The following is a 17,748-nucleotide window of genomic DNA, read 5'->3' as shown; positions in this document are numbered from 1 at the left end:
GATTGACTTGCCCGGTCAATACCCGTTACCCTACTTTCCTGATTCGCCTCCCGTGCCGGGGTTCCCTCAATGATCGAATCCATTCCCGGCGAACCGATATCCCCCGCATCTTGGTAATCATCATGAGCTATCTCTCTCGACTGGCCGCGATTATCGCCTCAAAATCATCAGGCAAACCCCGCGTCGCCAAGTTGCGGCTCGACTCGCTCGAAGACCGGGCGGTCCCGGCGACTTATGCCGTCACCGGGACCACGCTGACGATCACGCTGGACAACGCCGCCGAAACAGTGACGCTGAACGAATCCGGGGCGAACATCAATGTGGTCGGTTCGGCCACGGCGGTTGCCGCCGGGTCGTTCACGGCGACGTTCGGCTCCACTTCCGGGACGAACGCCACGATTCTGCCGGCGGTGACCGCCATCAACATTGTGGACACGGCCAACAACACCAAGGTCTTCTTCGCGGACAGCGGGGCGAACGCTTACGCCCAGCCGTTTACCATCAACCTGGCCAACACCGGCACCCAAGTCAACTTCACCGGCAATTCGACCTTCGGGACATCGTTCACCGCGACGGCCAACACCATTCAAAGTTCCGGGACGGGCAACGTGACGCTCACCGGGGGCACATCCAACCTCTTGTTGACCTCACGGGGAAACACCTCTCTGGCCAACACGGCGCTCGTCGTCGGCGGAACGGCCACCTTTGACAAGAGCACCAACTCGGGCACCATTGATGCCTCGAATCCCGGCAACACGGTGGCCGGTTTGGTTGACTTCAACGAAGTGTCGGGGGGGACGATCACCACGCTGAAATGGAGCAACGGCAGCTCGGTGGCCCAAATGCCGGTGCTTTCGGATCTGGCGAGTCTGGCCACCGTCAGCGTGAGCCATCCGAACGCCCCGCTGGCCACGGGAGCCATCACCGCCACGAACAGCCTGAGCCTGACGGCGTTTGGGGATATCACGCAGTCGGGGGTATTGACGAGCCCGGTGAGTTCCAGCTTTAACGTGCTTGGCAATTCAAAGATCACCCTGTCGAATCCCGCCAATGAATTCGGCTCGCTAAACATCTCGGCCACGCACAGCACCCAAGCGCTGTCGCTGACGGACGCCAATGCGATTACCCTTGGCGCGGCCAGTGTCGGCCGGGCCTCTTTGAACCTGACGGCCACCGCCGGGAATATCACCCAAACCGGCTCCATCACCCAACTCCCGTCCTCCGGCGGGGTCACGGTGACGGCGTCCGGCGCGGCCTCCACGGTGAATCTAAGCAATGCTTCCAATTTCTTTGGCGGCACCGTGACGGTCACTGGCACGCCGACGACCGTCAGCCTGACAGACTCGAGTCCGTCGGCCAACGCCGCCGAGTTCACCGGACTGCCGGCCGGGGTGACCAATCTCTCGTTGAATCTTGTCAACGCCCCGCTGGTCCTCGGAGCCTTCGTCCCGTCGACCGTGACGACCCTGACAGCCACCGGCACGGGGGTTTACCAGTCGGCGCCGCTGACAGTGCCGACCGCCAATATCACGTCCATCAACGGCCCGATTGTGCTGGACAAGGCGAATGATTTCACCTCGGTGACATTCCAGACCTTGGACCGGTCCAGCAACCCCACTTTTTATGACGTGACCATCAACGACACCAACGGCCTCAGCCTGACGGGGGGCAGCATCCCGATCGGCGGCCGGCTGACTGTCACGACCACGGCGGGGGATATCACCGAAACCGGCGCCATCAAAACCGGTTCGAACTCGGTGGCATTGTTCAAGCCGGGTGGAAACCTTGATTTGTCCACCGGGGCCAATCAGTTTGCCGGCCGGGTGGACGCGACGGTCACCGGGGCCAACACCCTCAAGCTCAACAACACCAGCGCGGCGTTGAATCTCGGGAACATCACCACGGCGACCGGCGCCGCCACCATCAGCACGACGACCAGCGGCGCCCTCCTGCAATCGCCGGGCACGAAACTCAACATCGGCGGCGTCTCGACCTTCACGGCGGCCAACGGCACATCGAACCTGACCAACCCCGGCAACAAGCTCACCGGGGCGGTGGCCCTGACTTCGACCAACACGTTCAATCTGGCGGCGACCGGGAACATCATTCTCGGCACGTCAACCGTCCCCACCCTGACGGTGACCGCCAACAACCTCACGACCGCGAGCGCCGACGGCGCCATCAGCCAGACCGGCCCGATCACCTCCACCGGGACGGCCACCTTCAACGGCGGGTTGTCCAAAGGCGATGTCACCCTCACCGACGGCGGGAATAATTTTGGAACCGTCGCCGGCCGGGTGAATGGCACAGGCAATTTTGCCCTCACGGACACCAACGCCGTGGCGCTCGGCTCCCTGCTCCTTGGGAATGGGAACCTGAATGTGACGGCAAACGGAAACATCAGTCAGACAGCCAGCTTGCGAACCGTGGGAACAACCTCCGGAACCTCGGGCACGGGGACAGTCACCCTGAATGCCGGGGCCAACACCGTCAGCCTGGCCAACGCGGGCAACGAATTCAACGGCAAGCTGACCATCGCGGGCGGGGCCACGAGCCTGAGCGTCTTTAATCGCGGGAACATTGATCTCGCCTCCACCGCCCAATCGATTGCGGCGACCGCTCCCGTCACCCTCAAGGCGGGCAACACGGTGACTTTGCCGACCGCCCCCCTGACCGTCTCGTCCCTCGCCACCTCGGCCTCCAAAACCCTGATTCAAGGGGATGTGACCGCCACCGGCACCATCAGCATTGCCGGTGCTTCGACCATTGGTATTCCCGCCGCCGCCGGTGTGACACTAAGCGCCAGTTCCGCCAGCTTTAACGGCGACGCCACCGTCACCAAGCCGTTGACCTTCAACACCACCACAGGGGTCGCCATCAACGGCGGCACCTGGACACAGGGGGCCAACTCCCTCACAATCAGCACCGGCGGGCTGACGATCTCCAACGCCGGCACACGTTTCGTCACTTCCGGCAACACGGCCATCGGCCTGACGGCGGGCAACCTGACGGTGGGCGTCGGGGCGGTGTTCCAAGTCGGTAACCAACCGGCCGTCGGCGAAACCGCCACGGTCACGACCACCGGGACGATCATCCTCAACGGCGACTTGCAAGTCGGCCTCGGAGCCACCGGGGACCAACTCGCCAAAGTCGGAACCGGCAATGTTGCCTTGAGTGTCGGCACTTCCCATCTCATCGGGACCGGGGTGGCCACAGCCACGCCCCTGCCGGTGATTTCGGTCACCGGCGGCGGGAATGTCACCGGCCAGTTCCTTGATTCGGTCACGCCAGGCACCACGACGACCATCCCCTTCCAAGCCGGCGGCGACTTCGTGCAGGCAGACTATTCCACGCCCACAAGCGTCGGCGTGAAGTCGGGGGCCGCCTCCGACACGGACGGCACGGTCACCGGCTTCCTTCAAGACGGGCAGGCTTACACGGTGACCAGCAGTCTCGGGGCGGCCGCCGGGCTGGTGGTGACGGAAAAGCTCGATTCCTCCGGCAACGACTTGGGACTGGACATCGTGGTGCGGACCAACACGGCCGCCTCCACGCTGACGATCACTCCGACCGTCGCCGGAACCAACGGAACCGGAACGGTTCTCATCCACTCCATCTCCGTCTCCGGCGTCGGAGCGGTCACCATCACCGCCCCGCTGGCCAATTTGGTCAACGGAACCATCACCACGCAAAGCACGCTGACGGCCGCCACCCTGCGGAACATCACTGGCAGCACAATCACCACGGACACCGGCCGGACCGCGTTGACGGCCGGGACGATTTTCACGGCCAAACTGGTGGACAACAGTACCATCGACATCGGCGGGGTGCTGACCACCTTCACCGCCGAGGATGTTCAGTCGAGCCTTACCACCACCAGCCTCATCGCGGAGAAATTCGGGACCATCAAGACCACCGGATCGACCGTCCAAGGTTCGACCGCCGGTGATTTGAAGGCCAGCCTGACCACCCGGACGCCGACCGTCGGAACCAACGTGGCCTCGGTGACGGTGGCCGGCACCCTTTCCGGCCTTTGGGACGTGCTCGGCGACATCGGCACGATCAAGGCCCGGATCACCAGCGGGTGGACCCTTGGCCGCAGTTTGACGACCGTAACTGCCGGAGCGGGCGTCCGCAACCCGGATGGTGTCCGCAACATCACGACTTCGCTGGACATCGGCCGGTCGGCCGCCGGTGAAACCGCCGTGGCCATCACCGCGACGGGCAACATCAAGGCCCTGCTGACCACGGACTTTACCTCGACTGGCAGCAGCGTCCGGGCCGGTTCGATTGGTTCGATCACCACGAAGACCAACCCGGCTGACTTCGTCAACGGGGCGAACGGCAACCTCTCGGCCAATATTCTCACCACCGGCAATCTGGCCGGAACCGCTGTCGGGACCATCACCGTCGCCGGCAATTACACGATGGGATCGAACAAACTGATCGCCTGGAACGGCAACATCGGGACGATCAAGGCGACCAAAACGCTCAGCGGTGTCATCACCACCTTCACCTATCCCACGACGGGCGGGATCACCGCGCTGGCCGGGGGTACCATCGAAGGCTTGTCCGTGACCGCCAAACGGGTCGGCTCCATCACCGGCGTCGTCAATGCGGCGGCCCAACAATTCGGAGACATTGGCGTTTCCGTGGGCAACACCTTCAACCTGCAAGGGAACGACGGCACGGCCGCCAAGAACGCCATCGGGACGATCACCGCCGGCCGGAATCTCGCCTCCAACACCTTTAACTTGCTCGGCGGCAATCTCGGATCGATCACGGTTCCGTATCGGTCTTCCAACAACACGTTCAAACTGTCGGATTCGACGGCCGGCCGGGTCGGTTCCTTCACGGTCGGAGAATCGACCAGCGACAACTTTGCCTTCGTCGAATCCATCGGGAATGTCACCGCCAAGGGAGTCGCCCAGACGCTCGCAAGCACCGCGCCCCAGCTTGGCAATTTCAGCAACTTCACCCTCAACACTTACCGCGAGACGGGAACAGTGGCCGGGATCGGGGCGGTCAAGGCGGCCGCCAACATCTCGGGCACGCTGACGGCGCCCAACGGCATCACCAGCATCACCGCCGGCCGTGATTTGAGCGGCGTCATCACCACGGATTCGCCCGTGCCCGGCACGGACGTGGTCGGCCGCGTGGGAAGCATCACCGCCGGCTCTATCTCCTCCGGGATCACCCTGGTCGGCGAAAGCGTCGGGGCGATCAAGACCACCGGATACCTGACACCGGAAAGCGGAGCCACCTCCCGCATCGCCGGTGTGTTCAACGCTTCGGAACTGCTCCTCAAGGGAACCGGCGTGGCGTCCGGCGTTGGTGTCGGCGCCATCACGACGGATTCCAGCATCAGCACGGTGACCGTGGATGCCCCGTTCGGGGTGACTTCGATCACCGCCAAGGGGCAAGTGAATACGCTCTTTGTGACCGCCGATGATCTTCCGCTCGCCCTGGCCACGGTGAAGCCCGGCTACGGCAAGGTCGGCTCGATCACCGGGTTCGATTTGAGCAACATCTTTGTGGCCGCCGCGTCAATCGGAACGGTGAAATCGTCGGCCGATTATCTCTCGAACTCCCGAGGATCGATCTCCGTTTCCGAATTTGTCGCCCGCGACACGGCCGCAACGGCGACCGGAATCACATCCATCACAACGGACGGTAGTTTCGCCGGGAATGTCGCTGTGATCGCCCCCGCCGGCTTGGGTTCGCTGACGGTGGACGAATCGCTCGCCAGCGGCCTCATCGCGGCCGGATATGCGGCCAACAAGTCGATTGGAACCATCAAGGCCGGGGATGTGGCCGGGTTCGTCATTCTTGCCCGGCAACTCGGCTCGTTCAATGTGATCGGCAACCAAGAACCGGGATCAAGCCTCGGTGGCGGGGTGATTGCGGCGTATGTGAATGTCTTCGGGAACACAGCCGGAGTCGGCCTCGGAACGTTCTCGGCCCTCGGCACGGTGTCGGGCGGCACGATCTTCGACATCACGGACGGAAACCTGACCTCCTTCACCGCCGCCCGGCTCCAGAACAGCACGATCCAGGTTGGCGCCCGCTTCCAGAAGGGGAATGCCGTGGCCAATGGAGCGACCTTCGGCCTGACGGATCGCTCCCTTGGCAGCCTGAGCCTGACGGCTCCGTTCTTCGGAGCCAGCCCGTCGCCGGAAGATCGCCGGGATGGTTCCGGCTTCCGCGACAGTTATGTGGCGGCCGCGAACATCGGCACGGTGACGGTGGCCAGTGTCGCCGCCACCCTCAACCCGCTGACGGAAGAAGATGGTGTCACTTACAAGTCCGGCGCGGCGGCGGCCGGCACCGTCTCGGTTGGCGGGGTGACCATTGTCAACGACCAATTGGCAATTGATGGCAGCAAGTTCGCCAAACGTCCTTCTATCTGATGAGCATCATGAACAACTCGATGTTTCGATCTGTATTGTTGCTGGCGGCGATTTTCGCCGCCAGCCCGGCGACGGCGGCCGAACCGGAGTCGTCTCGCGTCATCCGTGAGTCCATTGAATGGCTGGATGTGTGGGTTCCCGGCAACAACACCAAGGATATTCCGAAGGTGTTGTTGATCGGGGATTCCATCACCCGCGCCTATTACAAGGACGTGGAAGACCGGCTCAAGGGGAAGGCGGTCGTCTGCCGGCTGGCGACCTCCAAGAGCCTCGGCGATCCGGGCTTGGTGGCCGAGGTAAAACTCGTGCTGGGGCAGGCGACCTTCGACGTGATCCATTTCAACAATGGCATGCACGGCTGGGGTTACTCGGAGGGCGAATATGCCAGAGCGTTGCCCCAGATGCTGGACGTGCTGCGGCAAGGGGCGCCAAAGGCGAAACTTGTCCTCGCCAGCACCACCCCGGTGCGGACGGACAAGGGGGATATCCTCGCCGAGAAGACTGACCGCGTGCGGGTCCGCAACAAAGCCGTGGCCGAGTTAGGCGCCGCCGAGAAAATCCCGGTGAATGACCTGTTCGGCGTGGTGATCGACAAGCCGGAATTGTTCACCAAGGACGGCGTCCATCTGAATGCCAAAGGGAGCGAAGCCCTCGGCAAACAGGTGGCCGAGACAATCGCTTCGTTGTTGAAGTAAAGGCATTTCTTGATGGTCATGATCCATGCGGATTGGCATTCTCTCCGACACTCATGACCATCTTTCACGCACCCGGCGGGCCGTCGAAATCCTGCTTGCCGAGGGCGCGGACATTCTCATTCATTGCGGCGACCTGACCAGCCCGGACATCGTGGCCGTCTGCGCCGTTCGGCCGTTTTACTTCGTCTTCGGCAATCACGATGCCGATCAGGCGCCGGAACTCCGCGCGGCGGCCGCGCAAACCGGTTCGGTGTGTCTGGAGTGGGGCGGCATCGTCGAACTTGAGGGCAAACGGGTGGGCGTCGCCCACGGACACATGACCGTCGATGTTCGCCGGGTCATCGCAGACAGGCCGGACTATCTGTTGACCGGGCATTCCCACGACAAACATGATCGCATGAATGGCCCGATTCGCCGGATCAATCCCGGCGCGTTGTTCCGGGCCGATGAGTTCACCGTGGCCGTGCTGGATTTGCCCGAGGGGGAGCTTCGCTTTCTCAATGTGGAGTGACGGGTTTTCTCTTCCAACACTTGGGAATACAAATCACATCAGACTTACGTTCCAAGTTCCCAGCTTAGAGTTTACCCCATGACGACTCCCCCGAAGTATCCCGCCGGTGAGCGAGGATCGTTCACCACGCCGACAGTCGCCGAACGTGAAGCGATGATTGATGACATCGCCTCCCTGGCCGCCAACCTGCGGAAGGCCATCGCCGGATTGTCGGCCGAGCAACTTGCCACGAAGTACGTCAACTGGGATTCCAAACGGATCATCAGCCATCTGGCCGACAGCCACATGAACGCCTTCGCCCGGTTCAAGTTCGCGCTCACCGAGGAGAACCCGACGATCAAGCCCTACAAGCAATGGGAATGGTCGCTGACGGCCGACGCGGACACCGACCCGGAACTGTCCATCGCCCTGATCGAGGCCCTGCACGCCCGCTGGGTCGTGTTGCTCCGGGCGATGACCGACAGTGATTTCCAAACGACCTTCTATCACCCGGAACCAAACAAAACCTACACGCTGGCCGAAGGGTTGCACATCTACGCCTGGCACGGCAAACACCACACCGCCCAGATTGACTGGATGCGGCAAAACTATTCGTGGTGAACGTGATGATCTTGGCGAACCGGGCCACGCAACCATCGCCAATCTTTCTGGCATGGCCGATGGGCCTGTTTTCGCCCCGTTGAGCTTGTGAAATTATTCCAAGATCGTAAGGCGGTTTTGATTTCGCCGAGGCAATCTTTTCGCCCCCGGCCGATCATTTCCCCAAATCAAAAATCGTTAAATGTCTCGCCGCCGGCCCGCGTGCCGAGGGCGCGCCAAGTGGCTTGAAGAATGGTGTTCCGTGTGAATCGCACGGAGCCGTCCATCAACGCGGTGTTCACGCCGCCGGTGTGGAAGCTGCGGGCCGGGGCGACGGTATAGGTCGGCACGTTGGCCGTTTTGCCCTCGCGGCGGCTGGTGAAGTCCACGTCGTAGGTGATGCCGCCGGAGACATACGGGATTTTGGTGTTCGGCGGGAAGGTCGTCGTGAATCCCGATTGAATGCTGCGGGCGTCGATCCATTCAACGTGCCCGCCATCCACCTTGAAAGTGCCGCCATAGGCAATCGCGTCGGCCGGGGTGGCCGGGATGGCGACGCCGGCCGTGGCCGGGACGCCGCCGTCGCGGACGATCACGGTGAAGGTCTTTCCTTCGGACAAGCCGAGGGTATTGCTGGTCCCGTCCGTGATGTCCGCAAACTTCGTCTGGCGGTTCATGCCGAAGGCGCCGTCCCCGGTGGCGCCGGTGGAGGGATCGTAAACGAACCATGTCCCCATGTTGATGAGATAGTTCAGCGGATAGGGGGAACCGGCGGTCGCCTGGGGATGGTCGTTGACTTCGGAAGGGCAAATCAACAAGGCCACCCGGTTGACGGCCATCGCCTGCCCGTCGCTCGATTGCGAATAGTCGATCAGTTTGCCAAGATCCCCGCGTTCGATGTACGGCAGCAACCGCGTCTGCGCCGACCACGGATCGCCCACTTGCGCGACGGGCACATCTCCCTGCGTGGGGAAACAGGAATTGGTCGATTCAAAATTGTGCAGCGCCAGCCCCCATTGCTTCAAATTGTTCTGGCACTTGATCCGGTTGGCCGCCTCCCGGACTTTCTGCACCGCCGGGAGCAACAGCCCGATGAGGATGGCAATGATGGCGATCACCACCAGCAACTCGATCAATGTAAAAGCGACTCGTCGAATCATCGGGCTGTTCCTTCATTACGGGCGAACCAAGAAGGAGATGATTCTCCCATCATTGGGATGGTGATTGTGTGAAGGAAGCAAGAGATGTTGGCGAAGGAGATGACTGGTCGGGTTGAGGTTGGTTGTTGCCCTTTGATTGGGGAATCACTCCGACGTGCGAATCCTGATATCTTTAGCACGCCGACGCGAGAGAAAAATGGCAAATGTTTCCGGGATTGCGTTTTCAATCATCCGACACTGGCGTCCGCCGCCGGGCTGCGGGTATGATTAAATCGGCTTCTCTGAAGGACTTCGCCGATGAGCCACTACCTTGCCGACCCCGCCGAACTTCCCGACGGCGGGCTGAGATATTCGGAATCCTTTTCCATCATGTCTTTGTCGGGTCTTGTCTTGTCCGGCGTGTTCGCCCTCGTTTCCGAGAATCCGGAATGGTATGCCATCCCGTGGATGTTGCTTGCAATGTTGTTTGTCTGTCGTCCCGGCCTCACCCTGGCTCGCGGCCGGATCGGCGTCGCCTGCCGGGCGGGACCGTGGTGGTTGTGGGCGCGCTCTCGCCCGGCGGATTGGGTGCGGAGAATTGTCGTGCGATCCGGCGACAATTCCGATTCGATGCTGGTGATCTGCGGCGACCAAGGCAAGCCGCTCATCTTGAAATGGACGGTCTCGCGTGATTGCCTGATGCGGGCCGCCAACTCGCTGGCCGGGCGGATGGGCGTCGGCGGGAACGCGGTTTCGGTCGTCGAGGAGCGCGTCGGCTTCACGGGGGAGCGAACCGGGCAGCCATGCCTTAGCCGGGTCAATGCCCGAGAGGAGGCCAACGGCCTGGTCTTCCCCGTCCGCACGACATGGAAACTGGTGAGTCCGCCAAATCCCGATGCTTGGAACCGCGGCCCGCAATCCATTCCCGGCGGTCTGCTGCTCTTCATGGGGGTCGTTTTGGTCGCGGCTTCAGTGTGTGGAATGGTCCTGCATCTGACGGGCCGCGGACATCAGTTCATCGTGGGAATTGGCCCGTTTGTCTTCGGGCCGCCGTCGCATCCAAACCTGCTGATCCGTTTTGCCGAGGCGCTGGTGAAGGGGAGCCTCGGAATGCTCTTTGGTCTTCCGCTGGCCGTCGTCGGCTGGCAGCTGATCCGGCCGATATGGGCGTTAAGCGACGCGATTCGATATGTTCGGAACCGCCCCGGCGGTCGCGGCCGGATCGAGATCATTGTCAACAAGGAAGACCTCGCCATCCGTCGGCCAGACGGGCGGGAGATCATCCGATGGGCGCGATCCGAAGTGGCGTCGGTCAGGGCGACCCGCCTCGTCTCCACCATCACCAACGAAAGCGGCGACACGACACAGATTCTCGGCGGCCTTCAGATTCAAGCCGTCGACGGCCGGGAATGGCTTTGCCAGAACGAACGAAGACCCACCCCGGAAGATTGGGAATGGATCGCCACCCGCCTCCGGGCGACTCTGGAGGCGGAAAATGATCCGAGGGAAAAATAATCATCACAACACAAAGTGTCGCAAAGAAAAGAAGACAGCCGCTCGTTGAATGATTTTCAACGAGCGGTTGTCTTCAGAAATCCCTTTGGTGAAACGTGCCCTCCCCGCCGCCGACGCGACGAGGGTCTTGGGGAGTTGACGCCGCCCTTACTTCACCAACACCCGCAGATCCTTCACCGGGCCGGCGTCCGGGATGATGCGGACGGCGAAGAGGCCGGTGTTGGTTCCGGCGGTCACTTCCAGCGTCAACTCGCGGTCGCCTTCCTTGAGGGTGATCTTCTCAGGAACCTTCAGGTTGCTTCCCGGCGACGGCTCAAACTTCACCACATAGTTTTCGCTATAGGCCGGGCCGATCGACATCGGGATGCGGACGACCACCTTCTGGCCGGGAGCCACGGAAACCGGGGCGCTCGGAACCCGCAGGTTGATGGCTTCGATCAGGACGGTTTCATTCTTGAGCCAGTTTTCGATGTACGACTTGTTGAGGCGGAGCATCTTCAACAACGCCTCGGCGTCGGTGATGACCTTTTTGAAGTCCAGGCCCTGGCCGATGCCGCCGCGAATGTCACGCAATTTTTCCAGCAAGACGGTGATTTTTTGCTGAGTGGCAAAAACTTCGGCGGCCTCCGGCTGGCGGTTCTGGGCCACAAAACCCTGAATTGAACCGTAGCTCTTTTCGGCCTCCGGGAACTCGCGGTCCAGCACTTCGCCGAGCTTGTCCACGATCTTGGTCTTCGTGGCCGTGATGAGGTTCTTCTCCATCCGGTTCGTCTTGTATTCCAGCAGGATGCTGTTGTACTTGGCGTTCACTTCGCTGGTCTTGTTCTTCGCGGCGGTCAGTTGCTCGCCCATGTCGTTCGTGGCGGTTTGCTCCGAGACGAAATGGTCGGGCGTTTGCAGCGACGGCACGCGGGCTGTGAACGAGCGGAACTTGTTGTCCATGTCCGTCAGCTTCTTGATGACATCTTCCAATTCGTCGGCCAACTTGGCTTCGTCCATCGCGATGCGGGAAAGCAGTTCCGCGTCGGAGACAAGCCGGAACACCAGCGTTTCCTTGTTCTGGGAGGTTCCCGGCTTGGCGGCGTCCACGTTCGTGTCCACAGCCACCACGTTGAGCGTCAGCAGGTAGTTCCGCTGCACGTCGTTTTCGCTTTCGCGGCGAAGGCCGGGCACGGTTCGTCGAAGGTCAAAGCTGTATTTCGGCTCGTCCTTGTCCTCGTCTGCGTATTTCGGCTCGCTTTCGGAAGCCCGGTAATCAATGCGATTGATGACCCGCTGGTCGGCGGCCGCCGGGCGGGGCTTGGAAAGGTTCGCCTTGATCTGGTCGAGCGTTTCCATGCGGTTGGTGTAATCGTTCACGAATGCCTTCAGCGGGGTGAACGTGTCAACCACCGCCTTGTCCGACTTGATCTTGTCGTAGTTCATCCCGTGCACGACCGCGCGGTTGAGGGCGGCCCCGATGTTCGGGAACACCGGAATGTTGCCCCAATACCAGGCGGCGAACTCGGCTCGTTTCCCGGTGATGGCGGCGGGTTCGATTTCGTAATAGCTGAAAACGTAATCCACGCGGTTCAGTCCGTTGTCGTCCGTGATCGTGCTGCCGGGGGTGGCCCCGCTGCCGGGCGTGAACGGGATCAGTGCTTGCGGCGTGCACATGTAGACGCCGTCGACCTTGCGGATGATGGCCACTTCCACGTTGACTTCCGGCGGGCGGTCGTCTTTCACGACGACCTGCACGTGGCGGATCGAGGTGACGTTGTCCGTGTCCCGCAGGAAGATGTCGAAATCGGTCTGCACAGTGATGGCCGTGTGGTTTTCGGCCTTGAACGCCACCTCGAACCCGTGGCCGTCGATCACCGGCAACAACAGTGGCTTCTCGATGGTGGCGGTCGTCGCCGCTCCCCCGCCGGGTCCGGCGCCGGTCGGCAACAGTTGCACTTCGACGAGCGGCTTGTCCGACTTGCCCCGGAGGACGAAATCGGTTCCCATCGGGATGTCGAACCGCGATTTGTCCCCGGTGAGGGAGATCGGCTGGCCGGCCACCACTTGCTTCATGCCCTTGAGCAATTTCGGATTCGAACGATACGGCTTTTGCTCCTTGTCGAGTTCCTGATCCTCGACAAACGGCGCCCGATGATACAGATACGCGGGCTGGTATTCGTCCCGGTACAGTTCCTGGAGCTTCGGCGGGGGCACCAGCGTGATTTGCTTGGACGGCGTGGCGAAGTTTTCCCCCTCGATGTAAAATCGGATCGACTCCGTGATGTCCTTGGGGTTCTTGATGTCCTTGGGGCCGGAGTTGAGGGTCACCACGAACATATTATTCGGCTCGGCGCCGAGGCCTTTTTCCACGGAGGTGGCGAGGCCCCAGCCGCGAATCCGCACTTCGGCCGGAATGCGGTGCTTCTTCAACGTCCGGGACATTGACCGGTCGGCGGCCCGCTCGGCCAGTTTGTCGAAGGTCGATTGAATCGCCATCACCTCGGAGCCGATGCCGAACTTGGCGGAGAGGCCGTCTCGGGCTTCCTCATTCGGCACAAAAACTTGCTCGACATAATCGGCCGTCCATTTGGCCGGATCATCCGAGATGCCGCGAGGGAGCTTTTGACGCACCGTTTCCACGACACTGCCCGGCAACGGGATGATGTTCTCGCCGGGGAGGACCGCCGGGACATCCGTCCACAGCAGCGGCCGCCAGCCAACCGGGGAGGCGCTGTCGGCGATGACCCACTTGTAAGCAACCACACGCAGGCTGACATCCTGCCCGCGAACGATGCGGAGTTCCTCATCCGGAAAATCGACGAGTTCCATGTACGCCCGCCGGGGCCATGGGGTGTTCTTCAACAGCACATCCCGCTCGACGAGGATCGTCGAAACCTCTGTGAACTCCGGAATGAACTCGCCCGGCGACATCCGGGCCAGGGCGCAGACGGCCCCGCCGCTGACGAGGAAGAACCCAAGCGTGGCCAGCGAGAGCAACAGCCCGCGCAATTGAAGCCGTTTCCAGTTGAACGCCTGCCCGACCGGCACCTGATCCATGCGGTCGCGCACGTCGTTGATGGTCTTTTCGATCATCTGCGTCGAGTAGCCGTAAGATTTGGCCTTTTCCAGATCGGAGAGTTGCACGGCCGTGATGAGCCGGTCCCCGAGGATGGCGGGGAAGCGTTTTTCCAAAATCAGGGCGAGGGACGATTGCGAAAAATCCCGCGTGAGCCGCAATAGCATCTTGGAGACGACGACCGCCAGCAACATCGAACACGCCAAGACGAGCATGATGGTGCGGAGCGTCTTGGGTGCGTCCGTCGCCCAGTCGAAGGTGAACAGTTTGAAGATGCCGAAATCAAACAGCATGGCCAGCCAGAACCAGACGGCCAGAAACAGGCCGACGGCCAGCAAGCTTTCGATGACGACATACCGCCGGATGATCCCCCGCAGTTTGGCCAGCGGGGAGGCGATCTTCGGGTCGTTGTTGCGATATTCGAGCATTGTTGCCATGAGCTTCAATTGTTAAGTGCCGTCGTCAAGCAGTCACACATCAACCAACCGTTTAGAACGCCAAAACCCATCGAAAACTAATACCCCGTGTCAGTCATAGCCCGACGCGCAAGCGAGGGTGCTTGGATAGTCCCACACCCTCGCTTGCGCGTCGGGCTATGACTGACACGGGGCCGGATTTTATTGGGTTCCGGCCCGCGCTCCGCTCCGAAGACTCCGCGTCGCGGCTTCACGGTCACGCCAGTTTCAACAACTTCCGCGTCAGCCATTCCACCGACAAGAGCGTGCCGCATAGCAACAGCATATAACCCACGCGCATCGGGCGGTCGGTGGGGCCGGTCAGCCAGGTCGTCATCCACGAGGGGAGGGCGAAACCCTTGTCCCAGTAATCATCGACCTTGCCCTTGTTGCGGATGGTCTTCGCGTCCTGCTTGATGCAATCGGGGATCAACTTCAAGGATTCCTCGTCGCCGAACTTGAAGGCCAGCCGCTTCCCTTCGGGGCCGCCGGCGGTGGCTTTTTGCAGGCTGGCGACAAGAGTTTCATCCGGAAGGCGGCCGACGATCTCGCTCACCGGCGTGGCCATGCGGTAGAGGGCGTTGAAGTCCGGCCGGGTCACGTCCAGTTCCGGGTTCGATTGCCGGATGTTGAACTTTTGCTTCAGCGTCTCGGCGCTGCTCGGGATTTCCACCTCGGCCCGCCAGATGCCGGTGGGGAACTTCTCGCTGGAGGCGAGTTGCGAACGCTGGAAGTAGCCCTGCCACGCCTCGGCTCCCTTCTTCGCGTTCATCCGGTATTCGTAGGAATACTTCGCGTGGTACTTGGCCTTGGCGGCGGCGATCTGGTTTTCTCCCTGGAGCTTTTCAATCTCCGGCGGGTACTTGTCCAGTTCCACCGGCTTGAAGCTGATCTTCGGGTCGCTGTTGGCGGGCATGAAGCCGAGCGACGGGTCGAGCAACTGGGAGGTCACGCGGATGTAGCCGCCAACGGGGACTTCCTTGGTCATCAGGATCCGCCCCCGCTGCGTTTGCTTGCGACGGCTGCCCGAACCCATGTAACGGATCAGTTTCGTCCAGAACCGCTCGAAGTAATCATCGCGAAACTGCCGGAGCCGCCAGATTTCCGGGGAGCCGATCCACATGGTCTTGCCCTGGCCATATTGCATGGTGGCCATCCACGGCGGGGCCTTGCCATCCGGCATCTTGATCGCGTTCGGATCGGGGAAGCGGGCCACCGGCGTGGCGACCGGCTTGAGTTCGCGGATCGGGAAGTAATTGTAAAAGCCCCGCAAAACGCGGGCTTTTTCGTCCTTTTCGTCCCGGCCGGTGAAGAAGCGTTCCCAGCCTGTTTCGATGTTCGGGATGGAGTCGTCGATCTTCATGAAGTCGAGGTCGCCGCCGAGGTTCTCAAATTCGAGCCGCCACGGCTTGTCGGCGGTTCGCTTGGCGGCCGCGAGATCCGGGTCGCCGGGAACCACGGGCAGGATGGTGTTGAGGGCTTGGAACTTGTCTCCCGCGTCCGGCCGGGCGAGGTGCTTGGTGTGAATATGCCCGGCCATGAACAAGAGTCCGCCAGCCTGCAATTCGACCCAAGTGCGGAGCATGTCGATTTGCTCCGTCGTCAACTGCGTCCAGTCGATGTCAAAGGCGATAATCACGTCGTAGCGGGCGATGTTGTACCACTTCTCCGCGGGTGTCTCAGTCGGGCTTTCCTCGACGCGGATGCGATCCGGGAAGTGTTGAAGCTGGCGTTCGCCGTCTTCCAGCAGGTTGATCTTCCCGGCGGTCCCGGCTTCGTTTTGCACGAACACGCTCAGGTCGGCCTTGTCCCGCAGCAGTTGCGTGATGAGGAATTGAAAGTCCCGGTTCGGGGCGCTGCACATCACCAGCACCCGTTGCGGCTTCCGCTGCACCTTCACGACGGTCCACTCGCCGACGTGTTCTTTGTCCTGATAGCGTTCTCCCTCGACGCGCGGTGTGACGGCCCGCACCCGCCATTCTCCCTCGACGAATGCCTTGGGATTTTCCTTGCTCTTGAGCAACTCCGGGGCCTTCTCCGGGTCCAGCACAATCTCGGCCTGGGCGTGCGGCGGTTCGCCGGGCTGATAAACGGCTTCGGCCGGGACGCGGATGGTGGCGTCGGACTTGGGGGGCTGGACTTCGAGTTCGATCTTGGCCTTCTGGCCGACCAGCCCGTCGCCGTCCTGTTCGATGATGACCTTGAAGGACTCGTCCGGCGGGGTGAGTTCCGGGGCTTGAAGATCGGTGATGCGGACATTGATCGTCTTTTGCTCTGACCCGATGCCAACGGTGAAAACCGGAATCCGCTCGGCCGTGGCCCTCGCCCGCAAGTCGGCCAGCACCGCCTCGTTGCCGAGATTGCTCTGGCCGTCGCTGAAGACGATGATCCCCTCGACCATGTTGCCGGCTTCCTTGTTGATAAGGGCCAGCGTGGAATCGGGAACATTCGTCGCCGAGCCGAGGCTGCGAGCCAGTTCAACACGGGCCGGCAACTTGTCCCGGTTGTACAGCAGCACGGCCTTGTCGGCCGGGGTAAGGCCGGAGGGATAGGCGTCTTCCTTTTTGTCGAGCCACTTCTGCGCCCATTCCGCGTTGCCGGGCTTGTCCCCTTCCCACGCGGCGTTGGCCTTGACGGCGGCCGCCGCGTCGTCCGAGAGGCCGCGGATGATCCACGGCTTGAAGTCATACCCATACGCCTGCCACTCGGCCTTGCCCCAAGGGCGGCCGTTCATGCGGTTGAGCGCCCCCTCGGCGTCGGGCAACCGATACACCGGCACGGGGTCGGTGCTGCTCTTCTCGAATTGCTGCGGTTCCTCGTCGAGCCGGTTGCCGAAGCGGTAAACAAACACCGGGTTCTTGTCGAGCAACTTGTTGACGAACGCGACCCGGTCGTCGCTCATGAAGTCCAGCACCTTGGAAAGCCGGGTGACGGGCTTGGAGGAAACCTCGTCGCTGATCTGGGCCATGCTGTCCGACACATCGATGAGAACCAGCACGCGGGATTGTTTCTCGACGCGATCGTAATCCTGACGGGCCGGCATGAGGAACATGAGGGCGAGGCAGGCATAAACCGAGATGCGAAGCAACGCCAGCGGCGTCGCCCAATACCACCGGACGGTGCGCGCGTCCTTCCGATACATGAACAGAACCAACGCCACCCCGACAAACAACACGACCCCGAGGATGAGCAACCACCAATGCCCGTTGACCTCCTTGTGGAGGCCATAAATCTTGAGGGTTTCGGTCAATCGCCGAAACACAAACTCGGATTCTTGTTGAACGCCGTTGTCGTTCATTCCCGGCTCTCATCTCTCAAAATCACCCTGTCGCTGATGCAATAGGGTTTATCTCTGTGTTAAAACTCCGACCATCATCTCACGAACC

Annotated in this window: 8 protein-coding genes; 5 read left to right on the top strand and 3 right to left on the bottom strand. The window is 61.6% G+C overall.

The genetic code is table 11. The annotated features are described in order from the left end of the window. The first annotated feature begins 122 nt into the window (after window positions 1-122). The 4 genes from BGIM_RS0141495 to BGIM_RS0141480 all read left to right on the top strand — a co-directional run bounded on the left by BGIM_RS0141495 (window position 123) and on the right by BGIM_RS0141480 (window position 8,216). Complete coding sequence (locus BGIM_RS0141495; RefSeq protein WP_020475502.1) at window positions 123-6,410, top strand: beta strand repeat-containing protein; 6,288 nt, start codon at window positions 123-125, stop codon at window positions 6,408-6,410. Between the two features lie 20 nt (window positions 6,411-6,430). Continuing rightward, window positions 6,431-7,105: an SGNH/GDSL hydrolase family protein gene (locus BGIM_RS55245; RefSeq protein WP_084760536.1), complete on the top strand. Its 675-nt coding sequence runs from the start codon at window positions 6,431-6,433 to the stop codon at window positions 7,103-7,105. Between the two features lie 25 nt (window positions 7,106-7,130). Further along, window positions 7,131-7,616, top strand: a complete 486-nt coding sequence (locus tag BGIM_RS0141485; RefSeq protein ID WP_020475500.1) for a metallophosphoesterase family protein — start codon at window positions 7,131-7,133, stop codon at window positions 7,614-7,616. Window positions 7,617-7,694: 78 nt separating this feature from the next. Then, complete coding sequence (locus BGIM_RS0141480; protein WP_020475499.1) at window positions 7,695-8,216, top strand: YfiT family bacillithiol transferase; 522 nt, start codon at window positions 7,695-7,697, stop codon at window positions 8,214-8,216. A gap of 167 nt (window positions 8,217-8,383) precedes the next feature. On the opposite strand, the gene BGIM_RS0141475 is transcribed toward BGIM_RS0141480, so the two are convergent. Continuing rightward, window positions 8,384-9,355, bottom strand: a complete 972-nt coding sequence (locus tag BGIM_RS0141475; RefSeq protein ID WP_020475498.1) for a DUF1559 domain-containing protein — start codon at window positions 9,353-9,355, stop codon at window positions 8,384-8,386. A 297-nt stretch (window positions 9,356-9,652) separates the two neighbouring features. On the opposite strand from BGIM_RS0141475, the gene BGIM_RS0141470 reads away from it, so the two are divergent. Next, window positions 9,653-10,849 carry a hypothetical protein gene (locus BGIM_RS0141470; RefSeq protein WP_020475497.1) on the top strand — a complete coding sequence of 399 codons (1,197 nt, stop codon included), beginning with the start codon at window positions 9,653-9,655 and terminating at the stop codon, window positions 10,847-10,849. A gap of 147 nt (window positions 10,850-10,996) precedes the next feature. Here BGIM_RS0141470 and BGIM_RS0141465 read toward each other — a convergent pair whose 3' ends face one another. Together BGIM_RS0141465 and BGIM_RS0141460 are read right to left on the bottom strand one after the other, a co-directional pair. After that, window positions 10,997-14,344, bottom strand: coding sequence for a hypothetical protein (locus BGIM_RS0141465; RefSeq protein WP_157369823.1), 3,348 nt, complete (start codon window positions 14,342-14,344; stop codon window positions 10,997-10,999). Between the two features lie 235 nt (window positions 14,345-14,579). After that, the gene (locus BGIM_RS0141460; RefSeq protein WP_020475495.1) at window positions 14,580-17,660 is read right to left on the bottom strand and encodes a vWA domain-containing protein; all 3,081 of its coding nucleotides are present in this window, start codon (window positions 17,658-17,660) and stop codon (window positions 14,580-14,582) included. Between the last annotated feature and the right edge of the window lie 88 nt (window positions 17,661-17,748).

The sequence above is a fragment of the Zavarzinella formosa DSM 19928 genome (assembly GCF_000255705.1).
GTDB classification, from domain to species: Bacteria; Planctomycetota; Planctomycetia; order Gemmatales; family Gemmataceae; genus Zavarzinella; species Zavarzinella formosa.
This window is presented reverse-complemented; position numbering and strand designations above follow the sequence as displayed.